Origin of the sequence: Burkholderia diffusa (assembly GCF_001718315.1) — a bacterium.
GTDB classification, from domain to species: Bacteria; Pseudomonadota; Gammaproteobacteria; order Burkholderiales; family Burkholderiaceae; genus Burkholderia; species Burkholderia diffusa_B.
Genome location: NZ_CP013363.1, coordinates 2358937 through 2374151 on the forward strand (window position 1 = coordinate 2358937; position 15215 = coordinate 2374151).

Below are 15215 nucleotides of genomic sequence, written 5' to 3' on the forward strand. Positions count from 1 at the left end.
CCGAATAAAGGAGTGCGACGGAAACGGAGCGTGCGGCTCAGTCGCCGTACGGGTTGAAATCGAAATACTGCTTCGCGATCCGTTCGTACGTGCCGTCCTTCAGCATCGATGCGATTGCGCCGTCGATCGCCGCCTTGAGCGCCGTGTCCGACTGGCGCATCCCGATGCCGACGCCGCGATCGCCCAGGTCGAGCGGTGCGCCGACGAACGCGAAGCCCTTGCCCTTCGGCTGGCGCAGGAATCCGTAGTCGGCTTCCACCGTGCCGAGCAGCGCGGCGTCGAGCCGGCCGTTGACGAGATCGGCGAACACGTCGTCCTGGCTCTTGTACGGCACCACGCCGACGCCGGCCGGCGCCCAGTGCGCGAGCGCCCACGATTCGAACTGCGTGCCCGACTGCACGCCGACGCGCTTGCCGGCCAGCGACGCGGGCGTGCTGCCGAGCCCGCGCTCGGGCCGCGCGACGAGCCGCGACTTGAAGCGGAACAGTTTCGACGAGAACAGGATCTGCTTCTCGCGCTTCTCGGTGATCGCCATCGACGACAGGATCGCGTCGATCTTGCGCGCCTGCAGCGCCGGGATCATCCCGGAGAATTCGAGCTCGACCCACTGGCAGCGCAGTTGCGCGCGGCGGCAGATCTCGTTGCCGAGATCGACGTCGAAGCCCTTCAGGCTGCCGTCGGGCGCCTTCGCGTCCATCGGCGGATAGGTCGGATCGATGCCGAGACGCACAACATGCGTGTCGAGCGCGTGCGCGCAGGGCGCCGCGAAACCGATGCTCAAGGTAGCCAGCAGAACGAGGAAGCGGTGAAAACGACGAAGGCGTGGCACGCGTTTCATGGTCGACGGAAGGCGGGAAGTGGGACAACCGGCATGGGCCGGACTGCCTGCGATCGTAGTGCGTGCGCGTCGCCGCCGGAATGCGCGGCTGTCTTATCATGATCGGTATTTCCGATCACAGGCCTCGCGCTCGACCATGGCGTTCACGCTGTCCCAGCTCCGCATCTTCCAGGCGGTCGTCGAACACGGCAGCCTGCGCGCCGCCGCACGCGCGCTGGATCTCGCGCAGAGCGGCGTCACGCAGCAACTGCAGAGCCTCGAAGCGACGCTCGGCGCGACGCTGTTCACGCGCACCAATCGAGGAATCGTGCCGACGGCCGTCGGCCAGCGGCTGCTCGCCCGCTCGGGCGCGATCCTCGGCGAATGCGAACAGGTCGAGCACGAGATCCGCCAGTTAAGCGGCGCCTACGAAGGCACGGTCACGCTGGGCCTCGTGACCGAACCGCTGATCGATGCGTTCGCGCCGGTGCTGACGGCCTTCCGCGCGCGCTTCCCGAAGGTCGACGTGCACCTGCGCACCGGCACCTCGCGGATGATGATCGGCTGGCTGCGCGAGAACGCGGTGGATTTCGCGATCGCGCTCGTCGCGAAGCAGACCGACACGACCGATCTCGCGGGCACGCCGCTGCATGCATCGGCGCCGGTGGTCGTGTGCCGCAGCGGCCATCCGCGGCAGCACGCGCAATCGCTTGCCGAGCTGGCCGGTTACGCGTGGGTGTCGACGCGCTCGCCGAACCTGAGCGCCGATCCGGTCGTCAACCGGCTGCTCGCCTATTTCGACGCGCACGGCCAGCCCGCGCCGACGATCATCGCGACCGTGGAAGGGATGTTCGAAACGCTGCAGCTCGTCACGCAGACGGATTGCCTCGCGCTCGAATCCGAAGCCGTGACGCGGCACGGGCCGTTCGCGGGCGCGCTCGCGAAGGTGCGCGTGCGCGAGCAGGCGGAATCGCAGGAAGTCTGCCTGCTGCAGCGCGCGGCCGTGCCGTTGACGCCTGCCGCGCAGGAGCTGGCGACGATGCTCGCGTCGTATCTGAGGACCGTGCGCGGGCGTTGATCCAAGCGTGGAGCGCCGCCCGCGTCGCCGCACGTCAGTCCATCGATTCGCGCGCCGTCTCGCGCAGCAGCGCGACCGCGATCAGCGACAGCACCACACACGCGGCCACGTAGCCGGCCGGCGCGAGCTTGCTGCCCGTCGTCTTCACGAGCCAGGTTGCGATCAGCTGCGCGGTGCCGCCGAAGATCGTCACCGCGAGCGCATACGCGATCGAGATGCCCGTCGCCCGCACGTGGCGCGGCAGCGATTCGCACATCAGCGCCATTTCGGAGGCCGAACCGAGCGAATAGAACAGCAGCATCAGCGCGGTCAGCGGCAGGATCACCGACAGCGTCGGATGATGGTTCATCAGCCAGAACGCCGGGAACAGCAACAGCACGAGCACGCCGCGCCCGACGAAGATCGGCATGCGCCGGCTGCCCAGGCGGTCCGACACCCATCCGAACAGCGGGCACGTCACGAGCATCACGCAACCCGACGCGACGCCGACGAACATCGACAGCTTCATCGGCAACCCCAGCGTATGGATCGCGTAGGTCGGCATGTAGAAGGTCAGGATGTAGGTCGACACCGTGCCGCCCATCACCGTCAGCATCAGCAGCAGCACGGTCCGCGTATGCTGCGAGAACAGCTCGCGCAGCACGCCGCGCTCGATCCCGTGATGGCTGTCGCCGGGCGCATCGTCGGCGAGCCGGCGGCGCAGATACATGCCGACCGGCGCGATCAGCACGCCCACGAGGAACGGCAGGCGCCAGCCCCAGCTCTCGAGTGCATCCTTCGTCAGCGTGTTCGACAGCAGCGCCGCGAAGCCCGAGCCCATCAGCGCCGCGCCGCCCTGCGTCGCCAGCTGCCAGCTCGCGCGGAACGCGCGGTGCGACGTGCCGCCCTGCTCGATCAGCGTGGAAGTCGCCGCACCGAACTCGCCGCCCTGCGAGAAGCCCTGCATCAGCCGCGCGCAGACGACCAGCAGCGGCGCGGCCACGCCGACCTGCGCGTAGGTCGGCGCGATCGCGATCAGGCCGGTGCCGAGCGCCATCAGCATGATCGTCAGGTTAAGCGCGGCCTTGCGGCCCTTGCGGTCCGCATAGACGCCGAGCACGACGCTGCCGAGCGGCCGCGTGAAGAAGCCGGCGGCGAACGTCGCGACCGACAGCAACAGCGACGTGGTCGGATCGCTCGACGGGAAGAACAGTTTGCCGATCAGCACCGCGAAAAAGCCGTACACGGTGAAATCGAAGAACTCCAGCCAGTTGCCGATCACGGCCGCGGCGATCGCGCCGCGCTTCGTGACGGCCCGCGCGCCGCGCGTCCCGGTTTCGGCGGCCTCCGCCGACGCGGGGTGCAGCGCGAGATGGTCTTTCTGCATCGTTCGTCTCTCCTCTCAATGCGGCCGGAAGCGCCGGCCGCGCGCCGCCGCCAGGCTTACTGTCCGAGGTAACGCTCGACGAGACGCGTCCAGAACGCCGCGCCGATCGGCAGATTGCGATCGTTGAAGTCGTACTTCGGGTTGTGCACCATGCAGCCGTCCTCGCCTTCGCCGTTGCCGAGCCGCACGAACGAGCCCGGCCGCTGCTGCAGCATGAACGCGAAATCCTCGCTGCCCATCAGCAGGTCGGCCTGCTCGACGACGTGCGCGTCGCCGACCAGCTCGCGCGCGACCTGCGCGGCGAAATCCGTTTCGGCATCCGTATTGACGACGACCGGATAGCCTTCGATGTACTCGACGTGCGCGGTCGCGCCGTAACTCGCGGCCTGCGACTCGGCGAGTTCGACGATGCGGCGCTTGAGCAGCGCGCGCACGTCGGAACTGAACGAGCGCACGCTGAGTTCGAGGCGCGCGCCGTTCGGAATCACGTTGTTCGCGGTGCCGGCATGCATCGAGCCGACCGTGACGACCGCCGGCTGCGACGGGTCGACGTTGCGCGCGACGATCGTCTGCAGCGCCATCACGATGCTCGCCGCGACGACCACCGGGTCGACCGTCAGGTGCGGCCGCGCCGCATGGCCGCCGACGCCCTCGATCGAGATGATCGCCTTGTCGCCGGCGGACATGAACGGTCCGCGCCGCGTGAGGAACACGCCCGGCGCCGCGCCCGGATGGTTGTGCATGCCGAACACCGCATCGCACGGAAAGCGCTCGAACAGGCCGTCGTCGATCATCTTCTTCGCGCCGCTGTCGACGCCGTGCTCCTCCGCCGGCTGGAAATACAGGTGCACGGTGCCGGAGAAGTTGCGCGTCTTCGCGAGGTGTTGCGCGGCGCCGAGCAGCATCGTCGTGTGGCCGTCGTGGCCGCATGCGTGCATCTTGCCGTGCGTGCCGCTCGCGTACGGCAGGCCGGTCGCCTCGATGATCGGCAGCGCGTCCATGTCCGCCCGGATGCCGATGCTGCGCGCACCGTCGCCGACGCGCAGCGTGCCGACAACCCCCGTCTTTCCGACCCCGCGCGTCACTTGCCAGCCCCATTGCTCGAGCTTGTCGGCGACGAGCGCGGCCGTCTCGTGCTCCTCGTACGCGAGCTCCGGATGGTGGTGAATGTGATGGCGAATCTCGCGCAGCCCGTCGGCGGCGGGCATCAGATCCTCGATTTCGGTGAATCGGGCGTCGGTGGTCATCAAGCGGCTCCTGCTGATCGTCAGCGTGTCAGCCGCACGCGAACGGTTGCGTGCGGGAAAGCGAGCCACTATAGCCAGCCGATATCGGTTCAATAAGATGCGGAATTTTTCACCGCGATAAGGTTTATTAATCAGGGTTAATACGGGGAACGGAGGCCGGATGTACCGCGATCGCCGCATTCGACGCACGAGCGACTGATTTCCGAGACGAACGGTCTATTATTCGCGCATGGACGTTCGAACTGATCCGCCTCGCCGCCGCGGCAGGCCACCGAAGCAGCACGAAGACCTCGTCGCGACGCGGGACATGCTGTTGCGAACCGGGCTGGAAGTGCTCACCGAAAAGGGCTTCTCCGCCACCGGGCTCGACGAGATCCTCGGGCGCGCCGGTGTGCCGAAAGGCTCGTTCTATCACTACTTCGACAGCAAGGAGGCGTTCGGCCTCGAACTGATCGATCGCTACGCCGAGTTCTTCGCGCGCAAGCTGGACCGCCATTTCAGCCAGACCGAACGCTCGCCGCTGGCACGCGTGCGCGCGTTCGTCGATGACGCACGCGATGCCATGGCGCGCTACGAATACGGCCGGGGCTGCCTGATCGGCAACCTCGGCCAGGAAATGGGCGCGCTGCCCGAAAGTTTCCGCGCGCGTCTGCGCGCGACCTTCGAGGACTGGCAGCGCCGTCTGGCCGACTGCCTGGACGCGGCGCGGCAAGCAGGCGAACTGGCGGCCTCGGCCGATCCCGCCGAACTGGCCGCGTTCTTCTGGATCGGCTGGGAGGGCGCCGTGCTGCGCGCGAAGCTCGAACGCAGCGACGTGCCGCTCGCGCGGTTCGCGCAGTTTTTCTTCAATGGATTGCCTCGCCGCTGAATTTTTTTCCATTACCTAGACGATCGGTCTAGAAAAGGAGGACGGATGTTCCAGGGCATCGTGATCGACAAGGACGAAACCGGCCAGCACGCGCGGCTGCAAACGCTGGACGACGCGCAGCTGCCTGCCGGCAACGTGACAATCCGGATCGGCTATTCGACGTTGAACTACAAGGACGGGCTCGCGATCACCGGCAAGAGCCCGGTGGTTCGCAAGTTTCCGATGGTGCCGGGGATCGACTTCGTCGGCGAGGTCGAGCACAGCACGCATCCGGACTACCGCGCGGGCGATCGCGTCGTGCTCAACGGCTGGGGCGTCGGCGAAACGCACTGGGGCGGGCTGGCACAGAAGGCGCGCGTCGACGGCGACTGGCTGGTGCCGCTGCCGTCCGCGTTTTCGCCGGAACAGGCGATGGCCATCGGCACGGCCGGCTACACCGCGATGCTGTGCGTGATGGCGCTGGAGCGGCATGGCGTGCGCCCGGGCGAAGGCGAGATCGTCGTGACCGGCGCGGCAGGCGGCGTCGGCAGCGTCGCCACCGCAATCCTCGCGCGGCTCGGGTATCGCGTCGTCGCCGTGACCGGCCGCCCGGGCGACGCCGATTACCTGCGACAACTCGGCGCGGCGGAGATTCTCGACCGGTCGCAATTCAGCGCACCGGGCAAGCCGCTCGGCAAGGAGCGATGGGCCGGCGCGGTCGACGTCGCCGGCAGCCACGTCCTCGCCAACGTGTGCGCGACCACGCGCTATCGCGGCGTAGTGACCGCCTGCGGCCTGGCCGCCGGCATGGACTTTCCGGCCACCGTCGCGCCCTTCATCCTGCGCGGCGTGACGCTCGTCGGCATCGACAGCGTGATGTGCCCGCGCGCCGAGCGCCTGGAGGCATGGCGCAGGCTCGCATCCGATCTCGATGTCGAGAAACTGGGCGCCATCAGCCATCAAGTCGGCCTCGCCGACGTCATCCCGCTCGCCAACGAACTGATCGGCGGCAAGGTGCGCGGCCGCGTCGTCGTGGACGTCAACGCATGACGGCGGCAACGGCAATCCATCGATTCGATCCAGGCTGGCGACTCGTGCGTCGAAACCACCCGCGCCACTTTTTCCAGGAGACCTCATGACCGCCGCAGACACCCCCCCCGTCAGCCGCTTCCCCGTGCCGGCACTCGAAGGCCTGCCCGAAGACATTCGCGAACGGATCGCGGCCGTCCAGGAAAAATCGGGCTTCATCCCGAACGTATTCCTCACGCTCGCGCACCGCCCGGACGAGTTTCGCGCGTTCATGGCATACCACGACGCGCTGATGGACAAGCCGGGCAACCTCACCAAGGCCGAACGCGAAATGATCGTCGTGGCCACCAGCAGCGTGAACCAGTGTCAGTACTGCGTGATCGCGCACGGCGCGATCCTGCGCATTCGCGCGAAGGATCCGCTGATCGCCGACCAGGTCGCGACCAACTATCGCAAGGCCGACATCACCGCCCGACAGAAGGCGATGCTCGACTTCGCGATGAAAGTGTCGCAGACCGCACACCTGGTAGGCGAAGCGGACTTCGACATGCTGAAATCGCATGGCTTCACCGAAGAGGACGCCTGGGACATCGCGGCGATCTCGGCGTTCTTCGGGATGTCGAATCGCATCGCGAACGTGACGAACATGCGGCCCAACGCGGAGTTCTACGCGCTGGGCCGCTGAAGGCCGCCGGCAACGGCGATCGTTGTCGGCGACCGGGTGTGCATGCGCCCGGCCTTCCTCCGGTCGCCGCACGTCGGCGTCGGCGATCGGTGCGACGCTCAGGCGAACCCGCAATGCCGCCGCTCCGGGGCTTATCCGACCTTCTTCAACGCTTCCAGCCCGTCCGGCAGCTTCGCGTCCGGGAACATCGTCGACAGCGTCGTATCGCGCCACCGCGCCGCCTCGTCCGCGCGCTGCGCTTCCGCCTGCTCGCACACGAACAGCGCATCGCCGCCGAGCAGCAGACGCATTGGCACGTCGTCGCGACGCGACAGCTCGACGATCAGCGCCGCGATCCGCGCCGGATCGCCGACCTCGTGGCCGCCATACGCGCCGAGCAAATCGAGCATCTTCCCGACCGATGGCCGATAGTCGGGCAGCAGGCCGTCTACATCGCGCTTCGCCTGCGCTGCCCATTCGGTGCGCATCCCGCCCGGCTCCAGCGTGCAGACGCGCACGCCGAACGGCGCGACTTCCTTCGACAGCACGTCGCTGAATCCGCCAACCGCCCACTTCGCGGCCTGATACGCGGACAGGCCGGCCGTCGACGTGCGCCCGCCGACCGACGACACCTGGAAGATGTGACCCGCGCGCTGCGCCCGCATCGTCGGCAGTACCGCGCGCGTCAGGTTGACCACGCCGAACAGGTTCGTTTCGATCTGGTCGCGGAAGTCATCGGCGCTCATCTGCTCGAACGGCGCCGTATGGCCGTAGCCCGCGTTGTTCACCAGCACGTCGATGCGGCCGAACGCGTCGCGGGCAGCCGCCACCGCATGCGCGGCCGCCGCCGCGTCGGTCACGTCGAGCTCCATCGGCAGCAGCCGGTCGCCGTATCGCTCCTGCAGATCCGCGAGCCGCGCGGGATCGCGCGCGCCGGCTACCAGACGATCGCCCGCCGCCAGCACCGCTTCCGCGATCGCGCGCCCCAGGCCGCGCGCGGCCCCTGTTACCAGCCAGACTTTCGACATTTTTCACTCCTCGACAAGGTTGAAACCAAAAAATGAATGATTACTCACTCATTAATATGGGCGCCGACACGATGGATTGCATCGTGCCTCGTCCTGCCTGAAACCGCCTTCGACCGCGGCGGATGCGCCGGAATGGAACGCCCCGCGATCAGCGGCCCCGTTCGCCCGCCGGGCCGGCCGTCAACTCATACCGCGTGCAACACAGCCCACAGTGCGCGAAACCCTGCCTCCCGGTATCCGTCCGCCAGCGCCGGATCGCGCGCGATCGACTCCATCGCCGTTTCCGCGATCGACGTGAACAGCGCCGCGCGAAACGCATGCGCGTCGTCGGCCTTCAGCCCGCCGGCCGCGGCGACCTGCGCGCGCAGCAGCGAACTGATCGCGCCGAACCCTTCGGCCCCGGCCGCACGATGCGCATCGTCGATGCGGCCGCTCACGCCGAGCTGCTTCAGCGCGCGGCGCCCGTCCGGATTCGCGACGCCCCACGACACGTAGCCGTTCCACGCATGCCGCATTGCCTGTTCGGCCGGCGCGTGCTCCGGAAACGCGGTCATCATCGCCTCGCGCATCTCGGCCTTCAGGCTCAGGTACAGCGCATTCAGCAACGCATCCTTCGTCTCGAAATAGGTAAACACCGTGCCTTCCGCAACGCCGGCGAGCCGCGCGATGCGCGCGGTGGTCGCGCTCGCGCCATCCTCCGCGAGCGCGCGGGCGGCGGCGGCGAGGATGGCGTCGTGCTTGTCGGGACTGCGCGGTCGGGCCACGTGCGGCTCCTTTAATGAGTGAGCGCTCAATCATAATCGCGACGTCCATGCCATGCAATCGCTGTTACAACACGGGAAGCCATACACAATCGATCAAAAGCGTGCACTATTAGCGTTTTCACGTACTGGCGCGCCAACGCACCGGCGCCCGGCGCTTCGCCGTTCGTTCCACGCTCACACCGCTTCAGACCGCGATCCACTCATGACGAATAAGCCCAATCAGACCGAAGCAGACCAGCCCGTCGACATGATCATCTTCGGCGGCGGCGGCGACCTGGCCGCCCGCAAGCTGTTGCCCGCGCTGTACATGGCGCATCTGCACTGCAATCTGCCGCCGGACACGCGCATCATCGCGGTCGGCCGGCGCGACTGGGGCATCGACGGCTATCGCAAGTTCATGGACGAGCAATCGCGCCCGTTCATCGACGACAAGGCGTTCGACGCCGACGCGTGGGCCCGTTTCCTCGACCTGTTCAAGTACGTGCTGATCGACGTGAACGCGCCGGAAGACTACGCACGGCTCGCCGAAGCGGCGCGCGGCGAAGCGATCCGCGTGTTCTACCTGTCGACGTCGCCGGAGCTGTTCACGACGATCTGCGACAACCTGTCGGCCGCGCACCTCGTCGATGCGCGCTCGCGCGTCGTCCTCGAGAAGCCGCTCGGCCACGATCTCGCGTCGGCGCAGGCGATCAACGATGCGGTCGGCAAGCATTTCGCGGAATCGCAGATCTACCGGATCGACCATTACCTCGGCAAGGAAACCGTGCAGAACCTGATGGTGCTGCGCTTCGGCAACCCGATCTTCGGGCCGCTGTGGCAGGCGCCGAGCATCCGCAGCGTGCAGATCACGGTGGCCGAGACGGTCGGCGTGGGCAGCCGCGCGGGCTTCTACGACCATACCGGCGCGCTGCGCGACATGGTGCAGAACCACCTGCTGCAACTGCTATGCATCGTCGCGATGGAGCCGCCCGTGTCGCTCGACCCGGACGCGGTGCGCGACGAGAAGCTGAAGGTGCTGCGCTCGCTGCGGCCGATGGCGCTGTCCGACGTCGCGCGCGACACGGTGCGCGGCCAGTACACGGCCGGCGCGGTCGACGGCCAGCCGGTCAAGGGCTATCTCGAGGAAGACAACGTGCCGGCGGACAGCCACGCCGAAACCTTCGTCGCCCTGCGCGCGTACATCAACAACTGGCGCTGGGCGAACGTGCCGTTCTTCCTGCGCACCGGCAAGCGGCTGCAGCGCCGCCAGTCGGAAATCGTGATCGAGTTCGCGGACATGCCGTTCTCGATCATTCCGAGCGGCCCGCGCCACTACAGCAACCGCCTCGTGATCCAGCTCCAGCCGGAAGAGTCGATCCAGCTGCAGATGCTCGCGAAGGAGCCGGGCAGCGGAATGAAGATGGTGCCCGTGAGCCTGAACCTCGACCTGCAGCAGGCGATTCCGGAACGGCGCGCGGAAGCGTACGAGCGGCTGCTGATCGACGTGATCCGCGGGCGCCTCACGCACTTCATGCGCCGCGACGAGCTCGAGGCTGCGTGGTCGTGGGTCGAGCCGATCCTCGACGGCTGGAAGCAGCTCGGCGATCGCCCGCGCCTCTACACCGCTGGCACGTTCGGGCCGGCGGCATCGTCGGCGCTGCTGGCGCGCGACAACATGTCGTGGTCCGAAGAAGCATAAGCGCTGCACGACGGCGTGCCCGCGGCGCAAGCGCCGTGCGGCACGTCGGGTCGCGCCGGCGCGCACAGCCGGTCGCCCGAAGCCGGTCGCCCGAAGCCGGTCGCCCGAAGCCGGTCGCCCGAAGCCGGTCGCCCGCTTCCCCCTCCGTCGCGCCGACGTTACAGCGGCCCCATCCACGCGGCCTTGCGCCGCGCCGACGCATCGCCGCCGCTTCGCCCGCCGCCCAGCGCCTCGATCATGTAATCGACGAATGACGCGATCCGCGACGAGATCGCGGTGTTCCGGTAATACACCGCGTGGATCGGCTGTTCGACCTCGAGCGTCGGCCGCGCGAGCACCTGCACGAGCCGGCCGGCCTCGCGATCCTGCGCGGTCATGAAATCCGACAGGCACACCACACCCGCCCCCTCCAGCGCGAGCTGCCGCAGCGTCTCGCCGCTCGACGACCAGATGTCGGGCTCGATGCGGGTCGGCTCGCCGTCCGCGCCGAGGATCGGCCACACGTTCAGCGATTCGGGCTGCGTGAAGCCGAGCAGCGTGTGCTTGCCGAGGTCCTCCACCTTGCGCGGCTGGCCGTTCGCTTCGATATACGCGGGGCTCGCGAGGATGCGCAGCCGGCTGTTGCCGATCCGCCGGCTGTGCAGCGTCGAATCCTTCAGGCGGCCGATCCGGATCGCGACGTCGGTGCGGCGCTCGAGCAGGTCGATGATTCCCTCGTTGCTGTTCAGCTCCAGTTCGACCTTCGGGAAGCGTTCCCGGTAGCCGCGCACGAGCGGCACGATCACGTGCAGCATGAACGGCGTCGCGGCATCGACGCGCAGCCGCCCCGACGGCATCTCGCGCCGCGCGAGCATCTGCTCCTCGGCGTTCTCGACCGATTCGATGATCGCACGCGCATCCTGCAGGAACGCGCGTCCCTCCTCGGTCAGTTCGAGCCGGCGCGTGGTCCGGCGCAGCAGCGTGGTCTTCAGCTTTTCCTCGAGCCGCGCGAGCGTGCGGCTCGCCGCCGACACGGTGACGTCAAGCTGCTGCGCAGCGGCGGTGATCGAACCGGTGTCGACCACGGCGGCAAAGGCCTGGAGTTCGTCGAGCGTGATTTTCATTGTTGATCTGAAATCAAAACAATTTGGTTTATAGGCCAGTTTTTCCGCAAAAGTAAAGGCGGCACACTGCGGTCCATTCTTACTGGAACCTGGATCCCGCCATGCCACTTGCCCTGCTTGCGCTGACCATCAGCGCATTTGCCATCGGCACGACCGAATTCGTGATCGTCGGGCTGATCCCGACGATCGGCGCCGATCTCGGCGTCAGCCTGCCGTCGGCCGGCCTGCTCGTCAGCCTCTACGCGCTGAGCGTCGCGATCGGCGCACCGCTGCTCACCGCGCTCACCGGCCGCGTGCCGCGCAAGACGCTGCTCTCCGCGTTGATGGCACTGTTCACCATCGGCAACCTCGTCGCCTGGCAAGCGCCGGGCTATGAATCGCTGATCGTCGCGCGCGTGCTCACCGGCCTTGCGCACGGCGTATTCTTCTCGGTCGGCTCGATCATCGCGACCACGCTCGTGCCGAAGGACAAGGCCGCCAGCGCGATCGCGACGATGTTCAGCGGCATGACCGTCGCGTTCGTCGCCGGCATTCCGCTCGGCACCTTCATCGGCCAGCACTTCGGCTGGCGCGCGACGTTCCTGATCGTCGCGCTGTTCGGCGTCGTCGCGTTCGTCGGCGCCGTGGCCTTCGTGCCGCGCGGCCTCCCGCGCACACCGCCGGCGCCGCTCGCCCGTCAGTTCCGCGTGCTGGCCCAGCCGCGCCTGCTGCTCGTCTACGCGATGACGGCGGTCGGCTACGGCGGCTCGCTGATCGCGTTCACCTACATGGCACCCCTGCTCGAACAGATCGCCGGATTCACGCCGTCGCAGGTCAGCCTCGTGCTCGTCGGCTACGGCGTATCGGTCGCGTTCGGCAACGTGTGGGGCGGCAAGCTCGCCGACCGCGTCGGTCCGGTCAAGGCGCTCAAGCAGATCTTCCTGCTGCTCGCGATCGTGCTGTTCGCACTGACCTTCACGGTGCACGTGAAGGGGCTCGCGGTGCTGACGATGCTCGCGTGGGGCGCGGTCGCATTCGGCAACGTGCCGGGCCTGCAGGTGTACGTCGTCAAGCAGGCGCGCCACTTCGCGCCGGACGCCACCGACGTCGCGTCGGGTTTCAACATCGCCGCGTTCAACCTCGGCGTCGCCGGCGGCTCGTCGCTCGGCGGCCTGATCGTCGCGAACGTCGGCCTCGGCCATACGCCGTGGATCGCCGCCGTCGTCACGCTCGGTGCGTTCGCGCTGACCGCGCTGAGCGGCCGCCTCGACCGCGGCCAAGGCTTGCCCGAACGCACGGCCGAACCCGTGGAACTCGCGCATTGAAGGTCGCCTTCAGGCGGCAGCGGCCCGACGCTCGTCGTTCGAAGGCAAGACGCTCGACGTACGCAGCGACGGCTTCATCTCGCCTCACGCAAAGCACGAGCACGGCCCGCGCGCTTCGTGCGATGGCAGGGGCGCACGCGGCGGAGCCGGCTCGCGCCGATATTTGATTTGGAATCCAATATTTTTGACCTCTGAAGGCGTTTATCTCATCAGTTCGGGACGCCAGAATGACTTCCATACCGCAATCGGTCCACCTCTTCCAGGAACACATGATGAGCAACATTCCCTCATTCGGCCTCGGTACTTTCCGCCTGCAAGGCCAGGTTGTCATCGACTCGGTCCGCAACGGCCTCGAACTCGGCTACCGCGCGATCGACACCGCGCAGATCTACGGCAACGAAGCCGAAGTCGGTGAAGCGATTGCCGCATCGGGCGTGCGCCGCGACGACCTGTTCGTCACGACGAAGATCTGGGTCGACAACTACGCGCCGGCCAAGCTGGCCGCCAGTCTCGAGGAAAGCCTGCGCAAGCTGCGCACGGACTACGTCGACCTGACGCTGATCCACTGGCCGGCTCCGGACAACGGCGTGTCGATCGACGCGTTCATGACCGCGCTCGCCGACGCGAAGGCGAAGGGCCTCACGCGCCAGATCGGCATCTCGAACTTCAACATCGAGCTGACGAAGGAAGCGATCGCGGTGGTCGGCAAGGATGCGATCGCGACGAACCAGATCGAACTGAGCCCGTATCTGCAGAACCGCAAGCTGGTCGAGTTCCTGAACGCCGAGGGCATCCACGTGACGTCGTACATGACGCTCGCGTACGGCAAGGTGCTCGGCGACCCGGTAATCGGTGCGATCGCGCAACGTCACGATGCGACGCCGGCGCAGGTCGCGCTCGCCTGGGCCCTGCAGCTCGGCTATTCGGTAATCCCGTCGTCGACGAAGCGCGAAAACCTCGCGAGCAACCTGCTCGCGCGGACGCTGCGCCTGACCGACGAGGACATGGCGCGGATCGCCGCGCTCGAGCGCAACGGCCGCGAAGTCGACCCGGCCGGCCTCGCGCCGAAGTGGGATTAAGCGCCCCGCCCCGTCAATCGAAAACCGTCCGCGGCCAGCCGGCCGCGGCACCGACAGGAATCCATCATGACCCAGGACCCGCTTTTCCAGCCGCTGCAATTCGGCACTCTGACGCTGCCGAACCGCATCGTGATGCCGCCCATGACGCGTTCGCGCGCCAGCCAGCCCGGCGACGAAGCCAACGAACTGATGGCCGCGTACTACGCGCAGCGCGCAAGTGCCGGGCTGATCGTCAGCGAAGGCACGTACATCGCGCCGCTCGGCAAGGGCTACGCATGGACGCCCGGCATCCACACGCCGTCGCAGGTCGCCGGCTGGCGCAAGGTGACCGACGCCGTCCACGCCGCGCACGGCCGCATCTTCGCGCAGCTCTGGCACGTCGGCCGGCTGAGCCACACGAGCCTGCTCGGCGGCCGGCAACCCGTGTCGTCGTCGCCGCTCCAGGCAAAGGGCGTGAACGTGTTCATCGCCGGTGAAGACGGCAGCACGCCGGGTTTCGTGCAGGCCTCCGAGCCGCGCGCGTTGTCGGTCGACGAAATCCGCGAGATCGTCGATCAATACCGCGCCGCCGCGCGCAACGCGATCGAAGCCGGCTTCGACGGCGTCGAGCTGCACGGCGCGAACGGCTATCTCGTGAACCAGTTCATCGACTCGAACGCGAACACGCGCACCGACGCGTACGGCGGCTCGCTCGAGAACCGGCTGCGCTTCCTGCGCGAAGTCGCGCAGGCGCTGATCGAAGGCACCGGCGACGCGTCGCGCGTCGGCATCCGACTCGCGCCGCTGACCACGCTGAACGGCTGCGTCGACGACGATCCCGAGACGACGTACCTCGCCGCCGCGAAGCTGCTCGGCGAACTTGGCGTCGGCTACCTGCACATCGCGGAAGCCGACTGGGACGACGCGCCGCTGATGCCGGTCGAGTTCAAGCAGCAGCTGCGTGCCGCGTTCCCGGGCGTGATGATCTACGCCGGCGCGTACACGGCCGAGCGCGCGCGCGAAGCGATCGCCGCAGGCTGGGCCGACCTCGTCGCCTTCGGCCGCCCGTTCGTCGCGAATCCCGACCTGCCCGAACGCCTGCGCACCGGCGCCGCGCTCACGCCGCACGACCGCAACACACTGTTCGGCGGCGGCGCACGCGGCCTCATCGACTATCCGACGCTTGCGCAAGCCGCGGCGTGAACGTCCCAAGGCCGGGCGAGACGAGCATT

General features: G+C 67.7%; 14 protein-coding genes. 8 read left to right on the plus strand and 6 right to left on the minus strand.

The features are described 5' to 3' along the window. Positions 1 to 37 precede the first annotated feature (37 nt). The gene (locus tag WI26_RS25700) at positions 38 to 838 is read right to left on the minus strand and encodes a transporter substrate-binding domain-containing protein (RefSeq protein ID WP_059508494.1); all 801 of its coding nucleotides are present in this window, start codon (positions 836 to 838) and stop codon (positions 38 to 40) included. Positions 839 to 974: 136 nt separating this feature from the next. Here WI26_RS25700 and WI26_RS25705 point away from each other — a divergent pair, with 136 nt between their 5' ends. Next, positions 975 to 1895, plus strand: coding sequence for a LysR family transcriptional regulator (locus WI26_RS25705; protein WP_069227615.1), 921 nt, complete (start codon positions 975 to 977; stop codon positions 1893 to 1895). Between the two features lie 34 nt (positions 1896 to 1929). Here WI26_RS25705 and WI26_RS25710 read toward each other — a convergent pair whose 3' ends face one another. Next, complete coding sequence (locus WI26_RS25710) at positions 1930 to 3261, minus strand: MFS transporter (RefSeq protein ID WP_069227616.1); 1332 nt, start codon at positions 3259 to 3261, stop codon at positions 1930 to 1932. Between the two features lie 56 nt (positions 3262 to 3317). Further along, the gene (locus tag WI26_RS25715; protein WP_069227617.1) at positions 3318 to 4508 is read right to left on the minus strand and encodes a M20 aminoacylase family protein; all 1191 of its coding nucleotides are present in this window, start codon (positions 4506 to 4508) and stop codon (positions 3318 to 3320) included. 229 nt (positions 4509 to 4737) lie between these two features. Between WI26_RS25715 and WI26_RS25720 the strand changes: the two genes are divergently transcribed. From WI26_RS25720 to WI26_RS25730, 3 genes are all read left to right on the plus strand, one after another. Continuing rightward, positions 4738 to 5376, plus strand: coding sequence for a TetR/AcrR family transcriptional regulator (locus tag WI26_RS25720; protein ID WP_069227618.1), 639 nt, complete (start codon positions 4738 to 4740; stop codon positions 5374 to 5376). A gap of 45 nt (positions 5377 to 5421) precedes the next feature. Next, positions 5422 to 6405 (plus strand): MDR family oxidoreductase, encoded by a 984-nt coding sequence (locus tag WI26_RS25725; protein WP_069227619.1) that lies wholly within the window; start codon positions 5422 to 5424, stop codon positions 6403 to 6405. An 85-nt stretch (positions 6406 to 6490) separates the two neighbouring features. Next, a complete protein-coding gene (locus WI26_RS25730; RefSeq protein ID WP_069227620.1) occupies positions 6491 to 7069 on the plus strand; it encodes a peroxidase-related enzyme in 579 nt (192 codons plus the stop codon). A 131-nt stretch (positions 7070 to 7200) separates the two neighbouring features. On the opposite strand, the gene WI26_RS25735 is transcribed toward WI26_RS25730, so the two are convergent. Next, positions 7201 to 8076, minus strand: a complete 876-nt coding sequence (locus WI26_RS25735; RefSeq protein WP_069227621.1) for an SDR family NAD(P)-dependent oxidoreductase — start codon at positions 8074 to 8076, stop codon at positions 7201 to 7203. Between the two features lie 185 nt (positions 8077 to 8261). Beyond that, positions 8262 to 8840: a TetR/AcrR family transcriptional regulator gene (locus WI26_RS25740; protein WP_059536747.1), complete on the minus strand. Its 579-nt coding sequence runs from the start codon at positions 8838 to 8840 to the stop codon at positions 8262 to 8264. A 202-nt stretch (positions 8841 to 9042) separates the two neighbouring features. Here WI26_RS25740 and zwf point away from each other — a divergent pair, with 202 nt between their 5' ends. Continuing rightward, positions 9043 to 10518, plus strand: coding sequence for a glucose-6-phosphate dehydrogenase (gene zwf / locus WI26_RS25745; protein WP_059467232.1), 1476 nt, complete (start codon positions 9043 to 9045; stop codon positions 10516 to 10518). Positions 10519 to 10676: 158 nt separating this feature from the next. Here zwf and WI26_RS25750 read toward each other — a convergent pair whose 3' ends face one another. After that, positions 10677 to 11621: a LysR family transcriptional regulator gene (locus tag WI26_RS25750; RefSeq protein WP_069227622.1), complete on the minus strand. Its 945-nt coding sequence runs from the start codon at positions 11619 to 11621 to the stop codon at positions 10677 to 10679. Between the two features lie 101 nt (positions 11622 to 11722). Here WI26_RS25750 and WI26_RS25755 point away from each other — a divergent pair, with 101 nt between their 5' ends. The 3 genes from WI26_RS25755 to WI26_RS25765 all read left to right on the plus strand — a co-directional run bounded on the left by WI26_RS25755 (position 11723) and on the right by WI26_RS25765 (position 15186). Continuing rightward, the gene (locus WI26_RS25755; RefSeq protein ID WP_069227623.1) at positions 11723 to 12925 is read left to right on the plus strand and encodes an MFS transporter; all 1203 of its coding nucleotides are present in this window, start codon (positions 11723 to 11725) and stop codon (positions 12923 to 12925) included. 272 nt (positions 12926 to 13197) lie between these two features. After that, positions 13198 to 14004 carry a 2,5-didehydrogluconate reductase DkgB gene (dkgB, locus tag WI26_RS25760; protein WP_059914225.1) on the plus strand — a complete coding sequence of 269 codons (807 nt, stop codon included), beginning with the start codon at positions 13198 to 13200 and terminating at the stop codon, positions 14002 to 14004. A gap of 66 nt (positions 14005 to 14070) precedes the next feature. Beyond that, positions 14071 to 15186 (plus strand): alkene reductase, encoded by a 1116-nt coding sequence (locus WI26_RS25765; RefSeq protein WP_069227624.1) that lies wholly within the window; start codon positions 14071 to 14073, stop codon positions 15184 to 15186. Positions 15187 to 15215: the final 29 nt, after the last annotated feature.